Annotated in this window: 12 protein-coding genes and 1 pseudogene; 3 read left to right on the top strand and 10 right to left on the bottom strand. The window is 54.0% G+C overall.

The window, feature by feature from the left end; all coding sequences use genetic code 11:
* Positions 1-346: 346 nt before the first annotated feature.
* Complete coding sequence (locus NA637_RS07220; protein ID WP_256071639.1) at positions 347-637, top strand: BPSL0761 family protein; 291 nt, start codon at positions 347-349, stop codon at positions 635-637.
* Between the two features lie 111 nt (positions 638-748).
* On the top strand, positions 749-889 hold the full coding sequence (locus tag NA637_RS07215; protein WP_256071638.1) for a hypothetical protein: 141 nt from the start codon (positions 749-751) through the stop codon (positions 887-889).
* A gap of 275 nt (positions 890-1,164) precedes the next feature.
* Here NA637_RS07215 and gmtX read toward each other — a convergent pair whose 3' ends face one another.
* The 3 genes from gmtX to gmtY are packed head-to-tail and all read right to left on the bottom strand — an operon-like array spanning position 1,165 to position 7,609.
* The gene (gene gmtX, locus NA637_RS07210; protein ID WP_256071637.1) at positions 1,165-1,764 is read right to left on the bottom strand and encodes a gamma-mobile-trio protein GmtX; all 600 of its coding nucleotides are present in this window, start codon (positions 1,762-1,764) and stop codon (positions 1,165-1,167) included.
* A 3-nt stretch (positions 1,765-1,767) separates the two neighbouring features.
* Entirely contained in the window at positions 1,768-6,255 is a 4,488-nt protein-coding gene (gene gmtZ, locus NA637_RS07205; protein WP_256071636.1) for a gamma-mobile-trio integrase GmtZ, read from the bottom strand.
* Positions 6,248-7,609: a gamma-mobile-trio recombinase GmtY gene (gmtY, locus tag NA637_RS07200; protein WP_256071635.1), complete on the bottom strand. Its 1,362-nt coding sequence runs from the start codon at positions 7,607-7,609 to the stop codon at positions 6,248-6,250. The genes gmtZ and gmtY overlap by 8 nt, the downstream gene beginning before the upstream one ends.
* 128 nt (positions 7,610-7,737) lie before the next feature.
* Here gmtY and greB point away from each other — a divergent pair.
* Positions 7,738-8,067: pseudogene (gene greB, locus NA637_RS07195) on the top strand (transcription elongation factor GreB); the annotation flags it as partial.
* A gap of 204 nt (positions 8,068-8,271) precedes the next feature.
* Here the strand turns inward: greB and NA637_RS07190 are convergent.
* The 7 genes from NA637_RS07190 to recR form a co-directional block, all read right to left on the bottom strand.
* Positions 8,272-9,399: an acyl-CoA dehydrogenase gene (locus NA637_RS07190; RefSeq protein WP_256071634.1), complete on the bottom strand. Its 1,128-nt coding sequence runs from the start codon at positions 9,397-9,399 to the stop codon at positions 8,272-8,274.
* A gap of 9 nt (positions 9,400-9,408) precedes the next feature.
* Complete coding sequence (locus NA637_RS07185; protein WP_256071633.1) at positions 9,409-10,596, bottom strand: acetyl-CoA C-acyltransferase; 1,188 nt, start codon at positions 10,594-10,596, stop codon at positions 9,409-9,411.
* Positions 10,597-10,608: 12 nt separating this feature from the next.
* Positions 10,609-11,376 carry an SDR family NAD(P)-dependent oxidoreductase gene (locus tag NA637_RS07180; RefSeq protein WP_256071632.1) on the bottom strand — a complete coding sequence of 256 codons (768 nt, stop codon included), beginning with the start codon at positions 11,374-11,376 and terminating at the stop codon, positions 10,609-10,611.
* A 640-nt stretch (positions 11,377-12,016) separates the two neighbouring features.
* Positions 12,017-12,790: an ABC transporter permease gene (locus NA637_RS07175; RefSeq protein WP_256071631.1), complete on the bottom strand. Its 774-nt coding sequence runs from the start codon at positions 12,788-12,790 to the stop codon at positions 12,017-12,019.
* On the bottom strand, positions 12,790-13,533 hold the full coding sequence (locus tag NA637_RS07170) for an ABC transporter ATP-binding protein (protein ID WP_256071630.1): 744 nt from the start codon (positions 13,531-13,533) through the stop codon (positions 12,790-12,792). Before NA637_RS07170 ends, NA637_RS07175 begins: the two co-directional genes overlap by 1 nt.
* Before the next feature lie 93 nt (positions 13,534-13,626).
* Positions 13,627-14,616, bottom strand: a complete 990-nt coding sequence (locus NA637_RS07165) for an ABC transporter substrate-binding protein (RefSeq protein WP_256071629.1) — start codon at positions 14,614-14,616, stop codon at positions 13,627-13,629.
* 205 nt (positions 14,617-14,821) lie between these two features.
* A complete protein-coding gene (gene recR, locus NA637_RS07160) occupies positions 14,822-15,421 on the bottom strand; it encodes a recombination mediator RecR (RefSeq protein ID WP_256071628.1) in 600 nt (199 codons plus the stop codon).
* Between the last annotated feature and the right edge of the window lie 47 nt (positions 15,422-15,468).

Below are 15,468 nucleotides of genomic sequence, written 5' to 3'. Positions count from 1 at the left end.
GACGAGGATTCGAACCCGATACTGCCCGAGCAGCAAAAGACTGTAAATAGACTTACTGTAAATTAAATTACCAAGCCCACCAGGAAGGACCCAGACACCGTCAGGAATATGACCCACCCCGCCAGATCAGTACGGAAAGATCAGCTCAGCCATCGCGCACTTGAAGCCGCGCTGACCAGGACAGCACAATGAGCCGTGCGCCCCTTGAACCGGCCGCCCCGTTGCTGATGATTGAGGTCACCCCCTTTTGGCAGATCAAACTCTATCCAGTAAACTGCCCCCACGGGCCGTGGGACACGTTGACGGGAAACCGTCCCCCCCCCGCGGACAATTCAGGAGTAATGCCATGACTATGGCTCATGAGCGCACCCGTAGCGTTGTGCAAACACGGGACTTCCTACAGGAACTGGCCAGGGACACGAGCCTTCCTGAATGCGTACGGAACCAAGCCAAAAATCTAGTACGACACTACCCGACAGCAGAAGCCGTCTTGTTGGCTGGTCGAGTGGAAGAGCGGTCCAAGCAGGAACTTTCTCTATTAGCCGACAAACATGGGCCTCTACATCCGGTTTTAGTCAGCTGGCTGTTGAATGATCCGATGTTTTCTGATCACGGAACTAGCCGAGCCAGACCATAACACTGGCAAGAAGGTCGACAGGGTTTGGCACGATAGATTGCCAATCATTTCTCATCTTCATTTCACTTGCACAGAAAGAACTTTCTCGACGGCGTCACGGAAGCCGGGCTTGTGGATCTTCCTACCTTTCGTATCTACCACTTCTCCCCTGTTGCCAATCGACAGCCCTACAAGGCCAAGCGCTCAAAAATCAATGACTGTTTTCAGCGTCGCCAATTCGGCATCATGATCGCGTCCCGGGAAGTGGTGTAACTGAACCAGCCGAAGGCGCCCTGCGGGCGAAAGAGGATGGTCATCGTGGTTCTTGGCTAACGTTGAGTTTGCGGACTTAACCTTCACCAGAGAAACCACGATGACCAAGCCCACTATCGCATTGACCGAGCTGGTTGAGAAAGGGGCAGACGCAGTGAAGCCATTACTGAGAAGCTGAGAACAGCTTTCTTAGAATCCGAATTTTTCAACAAAATCAGCTGGCTGCAGGGATCCTGTACAACTTAAGAGGCCATAACTACCTGCACAAATGGCTTTTAAAGATGACGTAGAGCTTTCTCAATGGCCTCAAACGTACCCGGTTTCAGCACACGAACTCCAGATTGGTCGAGCACATCTCCCTTATCACCCCTGTGAAATTCCCATTTCTTCATAAAATCATCCGAAATAATGTACTCCAAAGCACGCCTTTCAACGTTGTCCAACTTGAAAGTGCTTGGAGAGGCCCTACGGTCGTCAACATAAATTTCCAACCCAGGAGGTACAACTTCTTTGATTAAACGGCGCGCCTCCGCTAACTCAGAGATCAGTATTTTCACCAAGAGTCTATGTCGAGCGGTAGGCAGCTCATCAACCCATGCGTTAGCCTTGGTTTCCTTATGAGCAATTTTTTTGGCTGGAAACTCAGCCACAAAAGACTCTATGAGTGCCCGATAGTGGACACCAGAAGCGTTTCGAATACTTTGTGCCTTTGGCACGCCCCGATTTTCACCTAACCGAGCCACAGTGGCGAAACTGAAATCCGAAACTCCACGCTCAACCTGTTCTAGACAAACCTTATAAATCGCATCTAGCGTTAATTGGGTTCGTGGAGAAACAAACTCCTTGAGGTGTTCAAGCATAGCTTTAGGATCCATCACCTACCCCCCCTGCAGCTCCATGGCCATGTCACTTGCAATGGCATGCTTGCTGCCACCGAGGATTGCTTTGATTTCCTTAGGCTCAATGCGCTCCTCTTCGTTTAAGTCGCTCAACAGCAGTTTTCCAGTAATTAAATCATCCACCTTCGCCCAAGATTTAACACGCGTGAGGAGAAAATTCGTCAACTGGTTACCAATGACCAACTGCTGTTGCTTATCGAGCGCATACATCTTAGGAGTCATATTATTGAATGCGATCATTCTATCGAGCATCTGTGATCGAGAAGGAAGAGCAAGCTCTGCAGAAGCCGCTTCGTAAATTTCAGCATTCTCACACACCTCACTCAGTAAGTGAAACCTTGAAGAGTCCTCTAACGCGATGGCAAGTTCATGCCCACTTTGAACAATCAACTGAGGAAGGTTATCGTCATGTTTCTGCGCAACCTGCTCATTCAATACGGCCTGGCTTTGATTTATTAAACGAGACACTGACTGGATATCACAGAGAAAAAGATCGGCTTTCTTCGCAGCACTCTCCAACTCAGACTGTAGTTTTCGAGCTTTCATCTCTATGCTGGTTCGATCTCTTGTGTCAAACTTCTCCCCCACCTTCGACGCAGCGTATTCAGCATCATCTAGCTCTTCAATCGCTTGTGACACTTCAGCGATTCTTGAATTAATGTCTGCAATGTGATCAAATTGAATAGCGGCTTGCAAAGATATTTCATTCGCTATGTATAGCAGCCCGCCAATAAAAACAGGCCCCGTAACAAAATGCCGACAGCGCAGACAGTTCTGCATGCCTAGGTAGCCCCCCATAATAGGCTGTCGAACCTGAGTAGCTCCAATCAACGGCCCACCATCATCGCAACGAGTTCCGGCAAAAGGACAAAATCCGTAATCACGGAAAAGAAAACTACCTGGAAGACCTTTTCCTGTATATCGCAGAATAGCCTCCTCATTATTTTGAATCAGTTGGCTCCTTATCTCATCCACCCTATTTTGCTCAAGCATTTGGATGGTGGCATAGACCTGATTCGATAGAGCTCTCTTTTCACCTTCCGCAAACTTGACACGAAGCCCCTCGGCGTTAAGCTTTACGTAGTACAGCGACATGACAATAGAACTATGACCTGCAATTTTCATCACTATATCAAGTGGCAAGCCAAATTCTATGACATATGCCGTGATTAGGCTGACTCGCATACTATGGGGTGAATAAGGTGTACTATAATTAGTTAGCGACGAATGTCTTCCTTTAGACGCTGCAAGTTCTAATCCGGCGGGCTGACTATGATACAGTGCCGCCGCTAACCGATCCCTGAGCCGGGACGAGTAATTCCCACACTCCTCCTCACCAAATTCACGGAACAAAAAGCAATTTTCACCCTTTGCACTCCGCTGCTTTTCATTAAGATCAGTTCTGACACACTCTATCCATGGCATAGGCCTCGTCACGGGATTATACTTGCTCTGCCAATTACGAAACCGAATAATCCAAACCGCAAGCTTCTCCGGAATCCAAGGAACTGCATATCCCTCAGACCGAACTGAAGTCTTGTTTGAAGTAAAACGCATACCGATATTGTCACCAGGGTAGCGTTTGATGAAACCTTGGTCTTTAGTCATCCCAGCAAGTGCGGACACATTAGGGGTCCATACGATCTTGCCGTCCTCAAACTGAGGAATTTCAGCCTCGGCCTCTCCAGAATCAACATATGCCAATTGCCGACCGCGTGCAGGAACTGATGCAAGCGCGTATGTGTGCATCCAGTAACCTGGGAACCACATCAACGTTTTGCCATTTTCAGATTTGAAAATACAATCTGGATCCGCTGTATCTAAGACTTTCGAATCAACCTCGAACCAGTCGGCATCAAACCCCTGCAGGTGCGCTAGATCACCAAAGTTTAGTGCTGTTTCAGGGATGATCCAATTACACATCGATTGAACATGCTGATAGGCCAGAGCAGGCTTGTTAGTCTCGCCCGAACTGCCAACTTGACCGCCCCGATCGTAAGAAACACTTACAAATGGATTACGAGCACCTAGAGCAACCACACGCTCACCTGTGTCTTCGTCCTCAAATGTAAGCTTTGTTCTAATAACATAATCAGCGAACTCTTTTGCCGCCGCAAGGAGCCAGCGCTTAGCACTTCCGCCCGAACTATAAATAAACTCTTCGAATATATTAAGATCTACCTTGGCAGATGCAAAGAACACTTCAGGCGCATATCCAAGCTCATATTTCTGAATGTAGTCACGAACAAATCGACACAGTACCAATTCTTTATTACTACCACCACGAGATACTTTAAGAAATTGCTCTATACTCTCAGCCCAAGCCAAATATGGCGCACGAATATATTTGATCTTGTACGGCTCTGGCTTATTAACAAACTCATACCAACTATTCCATTTATCCTTATAAACAGTCGCCGGGGAGCGCGGGATTCGAGGATCATTTTTGACGGCGAGAAAACGCTTATAATCCTCTAGCCCTTTAACTCCGTCATCTATGACTAGAGCGCGTGTTTCCTCGTAAGTATAAGGAATTGGGGTATCACAAAAATCATACCAGTCAACCCAATCGTCGCTAAATACTCTATCCGGGTGTGCAGGAAGGCACGAGTAATTCTTGTACTGCTTCAGGTACTCCATACTGGTTTTGATCTTTAAGACTTTTATAGCAAATTTCGCCTCCAACAAAGTACCGCACTTTTCAGGTAGCAAAAAATCAATCCAGCCCTGCCATTCAGATCGGTAGTACTCCCATGGGGCGCTCGGCAAACTTTGATCCAGCCGATATAATCGCGAATACTCGCTGTGACCTGTAATGCCAAGTTTCCGAGCCGCCTGGCCAGCTTTCTTAAACGAATATTTTTCGGTACCAAGAAACTCTTCCCACCCCCATAGCCTCCAACTGTCCTGGTACACCTCATCCGGCGCTGACGGAAGTTTGGGATCTTTTTTATAACCTTCCCGATATGACGCTTTAGTTAGTAACCCGAGACGCTTCGCTGCATCACTAGCTTGCTCAATGCTTTCATACATATCCACGCCTTCCCGCTTATTTAAAAAATGTGGATAGCTGAGCCAATCGTCAGAATAAATTTTATGCGGATTCAATGGGAGCAGCTTATCTTCAATATAGCGCTCTCTATATTCCTTTTTAGTAGCAACACCTAACCGACACACCGCTTCCCTTGCTAAATCAATAGTGGCGTAATACTTATTTGCATTTTGAAATAAAAACTCTCTCCAACCACTCCAACTTTTACGATAAGTGGACTCAGGCTGAGATGGGAGCATAGGGTCCTCACGCTGCGCGAGAGCATAGCGCCTACGCGTCGATATCTGCATCTCCAATACTCGACGTTTCGCTTCCTCAAACGTGTAGAAACCACTTCCAAATGACGTACCGAGATAGACCTGCCACCCAGCCCAATCATCAAAATATAGAACTTCCGGATTACTTGGAAGACGCGAATCCAAATTGCGGCAATCACGCTTATATTTAGCTTTACTTTTAAACCTAAAACCCATGCAAACTTTACGAGCTTCCGTATAATTGTAATGCTCATCATCAACATGCATGACTTCCAGATAGTCACGCCATCCTTTCCATTGCTCGGAGTAAAATTTATTTGGGAATACCGGAAACCGTTCGTCATTTATTATTTTCTTCTGATATTCACAACGACTCACTACCTTTAGTTTCTGCGCTTCAGATCGAGCTAACTCAAAAGTGTTAAAAAAAAATTGAGACGCAGCATTTATGTCAAAAAAATCATCCCAACCAATCCATTCATTTCTGTAAAACTCGTCAGGCCTGGCCGGAAGCTTAATATCAAATGAATGTAACTCATCATAGTCAGCTTGAGATTTTAAGCCTAGCCGCCGAACTGCAACCGACGCCAACCCCAATGTTTTATATTTTTCGATACCACCAAGTTTTCTTGAAAGGAAATCCTCCCAACATCTCCACTCTGACTCGTAAATCACTTCAGGCCGACGCGGCAATCGAGAATCGCGTTTATATTCACGCAGATATTCACGACCAGTTGAAATTCCAAGCATCTGAACTGCTGCTTTAGCCTGGTCTAACTCTGGATAATAGCTATCAATTTTCCTACCAAGAAAACTTGGATATCCAAGCCATTCAGACCTATAAAGCTGCTCCGGCTTACTTCTAAGCTTTGGGTCTTCACGATAGCGGGATTTATATTCTAGAGCACTTATAATTCCGAGCGTCTTGACCGCAGCAGTGACCTCTGCCAGAGTTTTGTAAGGTTCAAATTCTGCACTAGGATTAGTACGACGAAAGAAATCTGGGTATCCCAGCCAACTGTCCTTGTATGTTCTGCTTAAGCTGGAGGGTAGCAACGGATCATCACGATAACGCTGTTCATAGTCCCTCTTAGAAGTTATTCCCAATGAACGCGCGGCGATTGAGGCTTCTTCGATAGTGCGGTAAAAATTAGCCATCCCCATTCCTCGACAACTTTTCTTCCATCAGGGCGCGAAGCTCCTCGCTACTAGATTGGGTATATACTAAGCATGAATCAGGAGAGCGATGACGCATCATCTTCTGTATTTCATGCTGGGTAAAACCATGAGAAGCCAGTCGATAACCATATGCATGCCGATGGCCATGCTCCGTGGTACCTAGATACTTCTCATGAGCCAAGCCAATACTGTTGACAGCAGCCTTGTGCAGGCGCTGAAAATTTTTAATTGTTTCAGGCTGTCCTTTTGTATTAGTAAAGGCATAGGGATGGTCGTTATTTTCGGGCTCAACTCGCTGATGCAGTAGATACTGCTGAAAGACATACAAAAACTCAGTAGCCTTAGCAGGGGGAAAAAAATTGACTTTAAAAAATTTTTCTCTACTACATAGTACCGGAGCTTTCCATCCAGCATGCAGGCGCTCGCTCTTAAGGTATTCTGTCCGTGGAACACGATGAAAGCGTTTAGCTAGATACTCTTTGCGCGACTTGTAACTTCCATCTGGCGATGCGCCCTCAGATGGATGATAAATACGCACTATTGCTTCGTTGCGGACAATGTCGATATCAATATCGGTTAGGTATAAGTGAAATGCCTCACTTTTACGAATACCGCCATAATGCATCAGCAAAGTAAGGGCGCGACCTTTCCAATCGATTCGCTGATTTGGATCAGAATACGCTTTGCAACGAGCTCGAATGAAGCCTTCGTCCAGCAGTTTTACAATGCTAGCCTCAGGAAATTTCTTCACCTCCTCCAAAGCTATAGGCGGACTTCCCTCACGCCCAACCACCCGAACAACACGATTACGCGCCCTAGCATCTTCATTTTTCTGTAGATGGTTAAGAAAAACTTTATCGTGCTTCTGATAGTAGGCGCACCAATTCAGGCGCTGCTCAGCGTTCGTAGCTAGTCGAAATGGGTTGGCACGGCTGGTCTTGCATTCAGGCTGGTCAGCAAGCCAATCCGTATAGTGAGTAATTAGGTAAATTAGATTGTCAGCATCTTCGGCACTGCGAGAATCCCAGTACAAACCAGTGGGATCCGTCAGCGTAACAGGGCTTATGGTTCCTGAACGCAAAACACTATCAAAGTTTTCTAACAACTCCGTTGTCTCGCTGAATACCCCTTCATTGGCATTGATGTATCTAATCAATAGCAAGATCGCGAATGTTGACCTTTCCCTCCATGACTGTCCGTTGCGAGTCATCTTGGCCAGATATCGAAGATGCGACAGTAGCACCCCGTTTTCAGTCAACAGCGCGGGAAGGCGCAGCACCCGACCGGTATTGTCACCTCTATACCTCACCTTCACCTTCAGCACGTATGCCATTTCTTGCCAACCAAATAATACGCGATTCGCAATACTTTCCTGATTAGCGTCTTGAAATGGAAGGGAAATCTTTGGTACGTGGCGGTAGGGTGCTTGATAAAATAGTATGTTTTTGCGTGAGGTGATAATACACCTACGGTAAGAAGATGCTGCGCGAAATCGACAGCCGCGTACGTTTTCTGACCAAACGGCTGGAGAAACTCAAGGTGGTCGGCGAACGACCCAGCGATCCCGGCAAGGTTTATTTTGGCGCCTGGGTGACAATCGAGGACGAAGATGGCGCGCAGGCCCGCTACCGTATCGTCGGGCCAGACGAGCTGGATCTGCGCCAGGGGCTGATCAGCATCGATTCGCCGTTGGCGCGCGCCTTGGTTGGTAAAGCCCTGGATGCCGAAGTCCTGGTGCAGACCCCCACCGGACCAAAACTCTGGTACATCGTTGCCATCGACTACCCATGACCAACCGGTTATCTCAATTGCGACCAGTCACGTCTCTCATCGTTCAAGCGGCTACCTTCGGCCAATTTGCCAATCATCGCTTTTCTACCCGTTAGACGTTCGCTCTGATCACAGACGCCTCGCTGGCGTCCGGGTGCGCAAGCCTGTGTCGGGTTGCATGGTAGGCGTCTGCGCCCGGTGCGAGTGGTCTCGCAGAGGTCAGGTTCAGAGATTGCGTGCAATCACCAATCGCTGAATGTCGCTGGTGCCTTCGTAGATCTGGCAGACCCGCACGTCGCGGTAGATGCGCTCCACCGGGAAATCCTTGAGGTAACCGTAGCCGCCGAGCGTCTGGATTGCCGCTGAGCAGACCTTCTCCGCCATTTCCGAGGCGAACAGCTTGGCCATGGAGGCTTCCACCAGTGCCGGCTGGCCGGCTTCGCGCAGTGCGGCGGCGTGCAGCACCATCTGCCGGGCGACGGCGATCTGGGTGGCCATGTCGGCCAGGCGAAAGGCGACGGCCTGATGTTCGGTGAGGGCCTTGCCGAACGCTTCACGCTCGCGAGCGTAATCACGGGCGGCTTCGAAGGCGGCGCGCGCCATGCCGACCGCCTGAGCGGCGATGCCGATGCGGCCACCTTCCAGATTTGCCAGGGCGATACGATAGCCCTCGCCCTCCTCGCCCAGGCGCTGAGATTGGTGCACACGCATGTCTTCGAACGCCAGCTGGCAAGTATCGGAGGCGTGCTGGCCGAGTTTGTCCTCGACCCGTACCACCTGATAGCCCGGTGTGTCGGTCGGCACGATAAAAGCGCTGATGCCGCGCTTGCCGGCGTCCGGATCGGTCATGGCAAACACGATCACCGTGCCGGCATGCTGACCGGACGTTATGAACTGCTTGGCGCCGCTGAGCACGTAGCCATCGCCGTCACGCCGGGCGCGGGTACGCAGGCTGCTGGCGTCGGAGCCGGCGTGGGGCTCGGTCAGTGCAAAGGCGCCGATCTGCGCGCCGCTGGCCAGGGGCGTCAGGTAGCGCTGCTTTTGCTCATCATTGCCAAAGCGCAGGATCGGCACGCAGCCCACCGAGTTATGCACGCTCATGATGGTCGAACAGGCGCCATCACCCGCTGCAATTTCCTCCAGCGCCAGGGCATAGGCGATGTAGCCGGTGTCGCTGCCGCCCCACTGTTCCGGACAGAGCATGCCGAAGAAACCCAGTTCGGCCATTTCGGCAATCGCTTCGGCCGGGTAGCGATGTTCGCGGTCCCAGTCAGCGGCGAAGGGTTTCAGGCGTTCCTGGGCGAAGCGCCGGGCCATGTCGCGAATACGGGTCTGGTCATCATCGAGCAGCATGGCACATCCTCAGTCGAGCAGTTCGATGGCCATGGCGGTCGCTTCGCCACCCCCGATGCAGATCGCCGCGATGCCCTTGCGCAGGCCACGGTCGCGCAGCGCCGCAACCAGGGTCACCAGGATGCGCGCACCGGACGCACCGATCGGGTGGCCGAGGGCGCAGGCGCCGCCGTTGACGTTGACCTTGGCGTGATCCAGGCCGAGCTCGCGCATGGTGACCATGCTGACCACGGCAAAAGCCTCGTTGATCTCGAACAGGTCCACCTCGTCGAGACGCCAGGCAGTGCGCTCCAGCAACTTGTGGATGGCACCGATGGGCGCGGACGGGAACAGATTGGGCGCATCGGCGAACACCGCATGGCCATGAATCACCGCTTGCGGCGTCAGGCCAAGCTGCTCGGCCTGGGAACGCCGCGTCAGCACCAGCGCGGCGGCGCCATCGGAAATCGAGCTGGAGTTGGCAGCAGTCACGGTGCCGCCTTCGCGGAACGCCGGCTTGAGGGTCGGAATCTTCTCCGGCATCGCCTTGGGCGGCTGTTCGTCGTCCCGGATGCTGCGCTGCTGACGACCCTGGGTGACCTGCAGCGGGACGATTTCGCTGGCGAAGCGGCCAGCGGAAATGGCGTCGCGGGCACGCTGCAGGGATATCAATGCGTAGGCATCCTGCTCTTCACGAGTAAAACCGTGGCTCTGCGCGCAGTCTTCGGCAAAGGTGCCCATCAGCCGGCCCTTGTCATAGGCATCTTCAAGGCCGTCGAGGAACATGTGGTCGAGCACCTTGCCATGCCCCATACGGTAGCCGCTGCGGGCTTTTTCCAGCAGATAAGGCGCGTTGGACATGCTCTCCATGCCGCCGGCGACGATCAGGTCGACACTGCCGGCGCGCAAAGCGTCGTGCGCCAGAATGGCCGCCTGCATACCCGAGCCACACATCTTGTTCAGGGTGGTGGAAGCGGTTGCCTTGCCCAGTCCCGCACCGAGCGCGGCCTGGCGCGCCGGTGCCTGACCGAGACCGGCCGGCAGCACGCAGCCCATCAGCACTTCCTGAACCTGTTCAGCCGAGACACCGCTGCGCTCTACCGCTGCGCGAATCGCGGCCGCACCCAGCTCCGGTGCGCTGAGGCTTTTCAGATCACCCTGAAAACCGCCCATGGGGGTACGGGCCGAGCCCAGAATCACGATTGGATCGTTGTTCATTGCTGTCTCCGATTATTTCGCGGCCATGCGCAACGCGCCGTCGAGGCGGATCACTTCACCGTTGAGCATGTCGTTTTCGATGATATGGCGTACCAACGCTGCGTATTCGCTGGCGCGGCCCAGACGCGGCGGAAACGGCACGCCAGAGGCCAGGGAGTCGCGGACCTCCTGAGGCATACCGGCCATCATCGGCGTTTCGAACACGCCGGGGGCGATGGTCATCACGCGAATGCCGTATCGCGCCAGTTCGCGGGCCGCTGGTAGTGTCATCGCAACCACGCCGCCCTTGGAGGCCGCATAGGCGGCCTGGCCGATCTGGCCGTCGTAGGCCGCGATGGACGCCGTGTTGATGATCACGCCGCGATTGCCCTGCTCGTCCGGCGCGCCCCTGGCAATGGCATCCGCGGCCAGGCGCAACATGTTGAAGCTGCCGATCAGGTTGAGACCGATGACCTTGCTGAAGCTGTCCAGCCCGTGCGGGCCTTGGCGACCCAGGATCTTTTCGCCACTGGCAACGCCGGCGCAGTTGACCAGCCCGTGCAGACCGCCGAAATGCTCGACCGCTGCGTTCACGGCAGCCCGAGCGGCGGTTTCATCACACACGTTGGCCACCACGCCGATGCCGTTCGCCCCCAGCGCTTCGCTGCGTTCGTTCAGCAGTGCTTGATTGATGTCCGCCAGTACCACCTTGGCACCGGCTGCGCCCAGTGCTTCGGCAGCCGCAGCGCCCAGGCCGGACGCACCACCTGTAACCAGGAAGACTTTGCCTTGAATATCCACAGCACGACCTCAAGAAGATGTTGGGTATCGGCAGGCGAATTGCCGGTTCCCGCTGAGTTCATCTTCTTCAGACTGAGGGGTACGGACAATGGTCGTTGCGGGCAATCGCGATGACTGGTTTGGCCAAGTCATTGGAAGTCATGAGGACGGGTAGCGCACTGTGGCGCTCGTGCTCGTCCATGATCGCCAGCAAGCTGGCTCCATGCTAACCGCCCACCGAACCCCTCTCACTGCGCTCTTTCCAGCTCACGGCATGCTGTCCACCTGTTGTTGGTCAAGCCACGTTCTGCAGGGTTTCGTGCCACCGCAGCGCCGTACATTGCCCAAGGTTTTCAAGGCCCAGGTCCTCGAAGAGGGCGCCCAGTCCGGGGCTTCCGTCGCCGGTGTAGCGCGCAGCCACAGGCTCACTGCCGACCTGGTGCATAAATGGATTCGCAAGCAGCGGGAGCCGCTACCGGTCGTGTCTGCAGGATGTGTCCCGGTACCGCTCGGCTTCTTGCCTACCGGGCGCGCAGATTCCGCGGGGCTGACGATACGCATCGAGAGCCCCTGCCACACTGGCAGTCTGCCGGTGCACTGGCCGGTGCAGACAGCGTCAGCATGAGCTCAGCCGCAGCAGACAAGGCATCACGGCGCGCTCTCAGACGTATTGGTAGCGCAGCATCCGTTGTTTGAATTTCTCCAGGACAACCTGATCGATCAAGGTCGCGAGAATAGCGATGACCAGAATATTCATCATCACTCCGGCCATGTCGGCAATTTCCCCGGAGTACGCCAGCGAGCGTCCCAGCCCCTGGCCGAAGCCGATCAGCATTTCCGCCGAGATCAACGCCCGCCAGGCATTGCCGAAGGCCAGCTGCGCGCCGGTGATCAGCTCGGGCATCACCGCCGGCAGATAAACCCGTCGCACCAGTTGCCAACGCGATGCGCCCATCACCCGAGCCGCGGCGACCTGGACCGGCTGCACGCTTTCGGTGGCGTTCATGACAGACAATGCCATCGGGAAGAACGCCGCAAGTGCGACCACGACGATGATCGGCAGGTTGCCGAAGCCCATCACGATCAAGAACAGCGGTACCCAGGCGATCGAGGGTATTGACTGAAGTATCACGATGGCCGAACGCAGGATCTCGCGAAAGAAGAACAGTACGCCCCCCAGCAACCCAAATCCGATACCAAACAGCATGGCGAAGCTATAACCACTCCCAAGCCGACTCATGCTGCCATACAACCCTTCACGGAACGCAGGCTCCTGAACGGTGGCAAACAGCCGTTCAAAAACCACGGGAATGCCTGGCATCAGAAACGCCGGCAGGCTCCATGCCGCGATTTGCCAGATCAGCAGAATGAACAGAATCGCCAACACCACGGCGAGGTACTTCTTCGGACCGGTCAGACGACGTCCCTGGCTCATCAGCGCCCTACCTCCGTCTTGATGCCTAACAACCGAAGGATTTCGCGCCGCTCAGCGGCGAACTCGGAAAGATCGTGGCTCTTCTCGCAATGGATGAAGTTGAACGTTTTCAGCACCTTCGCTGGGCGGGCGCTGAATACCAGCACGTGATCGGCCAGGTACAACGCCTCGTCAACGTCATGGGTGACCAACAGCACCGTGGGTTGATGCTCATCGATCAGCTCACGCAGTACATCCTGCAGCGCCATGCGCGTCAGTGCATCGAGCGCACCGAAGGGTTCATCGAGCAGCAACACTTCCGGCTTGGCAATAAACGCGCGAGCCAGTGCCGTGCGCTGACGCATGCCGCCGGACACCTGATGCGGGTAATAATGTTCGAATCCATCCAGGCCGACCCGGGCGAGCCAGGCCTTCGCCTGCTCGAACGCATCGGCCTTGGAGATTCCTTGAAGTTCCAACGCCATGGCCACATTGGCCTGCAGCGAAAGCCAGGGATACAGCGCATGCTCCTGGAAAACCAGCGTACGCCGGGGGCTTGGGCCAGGGATCTTGTCGCCATCGGCGAGCACCCGCCCTGCGGTTGGTTTTTCAAGTCCGGCAACCAGGTGCAGCAAGGTTGATTTCCCACAACCAGAAGGCCCAACGAGGGCGACCAACTCGCCCTGGGCGAACTCGCCGCTGAAGCCCTTGATGACTTCCAGCTGGCCAAAACGCTTGTCTACTTCTTCAAACCTGAGTTGCATATCGCTTTGAAGACCTCAAGAACTGCCCGATCAGCGGGCGGAATGACACTGCCCGGCACGGTGGCCGGGCAGTGTGGAACAATGTGCAGCGGTTTACAGCTCGCGTGCTTCTTGCCAGGACAAGTCGAGAATGGCGCTGGTATCGAATGGCTTGCCATCGCGAGTCTTCAGCGAGCCGAGTTCCTGAAGGATATCGGCCAGTTCCTGAATACGCGCCAGATCATCAGTGCCAAGCTTGGCACCGAAGGTCTGGGTTGCGATGGCCTCTTCGATCACGAGCTCACGGGACAGCTCACCGCGATTGAGCGTCTTTAGCGTCGGCTCGGCGATAAAATAATCAGCAATCAGTTTGGCGGCTTCTGCCGGCTGATTCTCTAACAATTCAATCGCGTCACGTTGGGCGTCCAACGACTGCCAGACCGCCTCCTTGCGCTTTGTCAGGGTGTCCCCAGCGGTAATCACCACCATGCAGGGAAATGGCCAAACCTCGCCGATCTCGTAGATCTGTTTGACCGGCGCCACCAGCTGGGCGATCCGATCATAGGGCTCGAAGAGAAACGCCGCATCGGTACGACCTGAGACGAGGGACTGGACCGCAACGGCCGGGCTGGTACCCATGATGTTGACATCGCTGGGTGCCAACCCCGCGGCCTTCAAGGTGACGCCGCGCAATACCGCATCGGCAGTACTGCCTTCTTTCTGCGACGCCAGAATCTTGCCTTTCAGGTCAGCGATCGTCTCGATGCCGGTTCCTTCGCGGGCCACGATAGAGTGATAGCCCTGCTGGGCGCCGCCGACCACCTTCAGATCAGCGCCCTTCGACGCCCAGGCCACCGCGTTGGTGAACCCAAGCACACCGGTGTCCAACTGGCCGCCGATGATGGCCTTGATCAGATCCGTACCGGAACTGAATTCAACCAGCTCGACGTCCAGGCCGTGCTTTTTGTAGAAGCCGCCCTCGTAGGCAACCATCGCCTGGGCATCGTCCATCACCCGGATATAGCCGACTTTGAATTTTTCCTGAGCCTGCGCAAAAGCGCTCAGCAACAGCAGTGCGGGAACCAACCAGTGTTTTGCCTTCATGATCGACCTCAAGTAGATAGGCAGCGCCGAGCTTATAACCAAACGAGCAATAAATACATCAGTTTGGTTATTAGTGTCTTATGACTTAGAACTTTACATGAAGTCCGGCTTGCTAGGCACTACCTAGGGGCGATAAGCGGTAAACTAGAAGTTATAAAGCACAAGATTGTCGCAAGAATTGCTTTCGGCCCAGATTGCCGACACGTCAGAGGACGATCGTCTTCCGACCGGCCAGCGCGTGTGCAAGCGTGCCCCCATCGACGAGATCAAGCTCACCGCCAAGCGGCACCCCGTGCGCGATGCGGCTGAGGGTCAACCCTTTCGGTATCAAAAGCTGAGCAATGTAATGCGCAGTAGCCTCGCCTTCAACGGTGGGGTTGGTGGCCAGTATCGCCTCGCTGAAATTGCCCTCAGCCACTCGTCCGAGCAGTTCGGGGATGCCTATTGCCTCTGGCCCTAGACCATCGAGCGGGGAGAGATGCCCCTTGAGTACGAAATAGCGGCCACGAAAGCCGGTCTGCTCCACTGCGAACACATCCACAGGGCTTTGCACGATGCACAGCAAGGCATCGTCCCGTCGCGGATCAGCGCACTGCGGGCAGAGCTCTTCCTCACTCAACGTGCGGCACCGGCGACAGTAACCCACCTCCTCCATCGCACGTGCAAGCGCCTGAGCCAACCTCAGCCCGCCGCTGCGGTCGCGCTCAAGCATCTGCAAAGCCATGCGCTGGGCCGTTTTTTGCCCTACGCCAGGAAGAATGCGCAATGCATCAATGAGTTGGCGAATTAACGGGCTGAAAGACATGGGGTCACCAGATTGAGGAGCAAGGGTTGTTCATTACGAGGCGGTAC

Source organism: Stutzerimonas stutzeri (assembly GCF_024448935.1).
GTDB classification, from domain to species: domain Bacteria; phylum Pseudomonadota; class Gammaproteobacteria; order Pseudomonadales; family Pseudomonadaceae; genus Stutzerimonas; species Stutzerimonas stutzeri_AO.
The sequence above is the reverse complement of the archived record's forward strand: the minus strand, read 5'-3'. Positions and strand labels throughout refer to the sequence as shown.

What these genes read in the sequence shown, in the direction of transcription:
- NA637_RS07220 (WP_256071639.1), top strand. Translation starts at nt 347, where the DNA reads ATGACTATGGCTCATGAGCGCACCCGTAGCGTTGTGCAAACACGGGAC.
- gmtX (WP_256071637.1), bottom strand. Translation starts at nt 1,764, where the DNA reads ATGGATCCTAAAGCTATGCTTGAACACCTCAAGGAGTTTGTTTCTCCA.
- gmtZ (WP_256071636.1), bottom strand. Translation starts at nt 6,255, where the DNA reads ATGGCTAATTTTTACCGCACTATCGAAGAAGCCTCAATCGCCGCGCGT.
- gmtY (WP_256071635.1), bottom strand. Translation starts at nt 7,609, where the DNA reads ATGGCATACGTGCTGAAGGTGAAGGTGAGGTATAGAGGTGACAATACC.
- NA637_RS07190 (WP_256071634.1), bottom strand. Translation starts at nt 9,399, where the DNA reads ATGCTGCTCGATGATGACCAGACCCGTATTCGCGACATGGCCCGGCGC.
- NA637_RS07185 (WP_256071633.1), bottom strand. Translation starts at nt 10,596, where the DNA reads ATGAACAACGATCCAATCGTGATTCTGGGCTCGGCCCGTACCCCCATG.
- NA637_RS07175 (WP_256071631.1), bottom strand. Translation starts at nt 12,790, where the DNA reads ATGAGCCAGGGACGTCGTCTGACCGGTCCGAAGAAGTACCTCGCCGTG.
- NA637_RS07170 (WP_256071630.1), bottom strand. Translation starts at nt 13,533, where the DNA reads ATGCAACTCAGGTTTGAAGAAGTAGACAAGCGTTTTGGCCAGCTGGAA.
- NA637_RS07165 (WP_256071629.1), bottom strand. Translation starts at nt 14,616, where the DNA reads ATGAAGGCAAAACACTGGTTGGTTCCCGCACTGCTGTTGCTGAGCGCT.
- recR (WP_256071628.1), bottom strand. Translation starts at nt 15,421, where the DNA reads ATGTCTTTCAGCCCGTTAATTCGCCAACTCATTGATGCATTGCGCATT.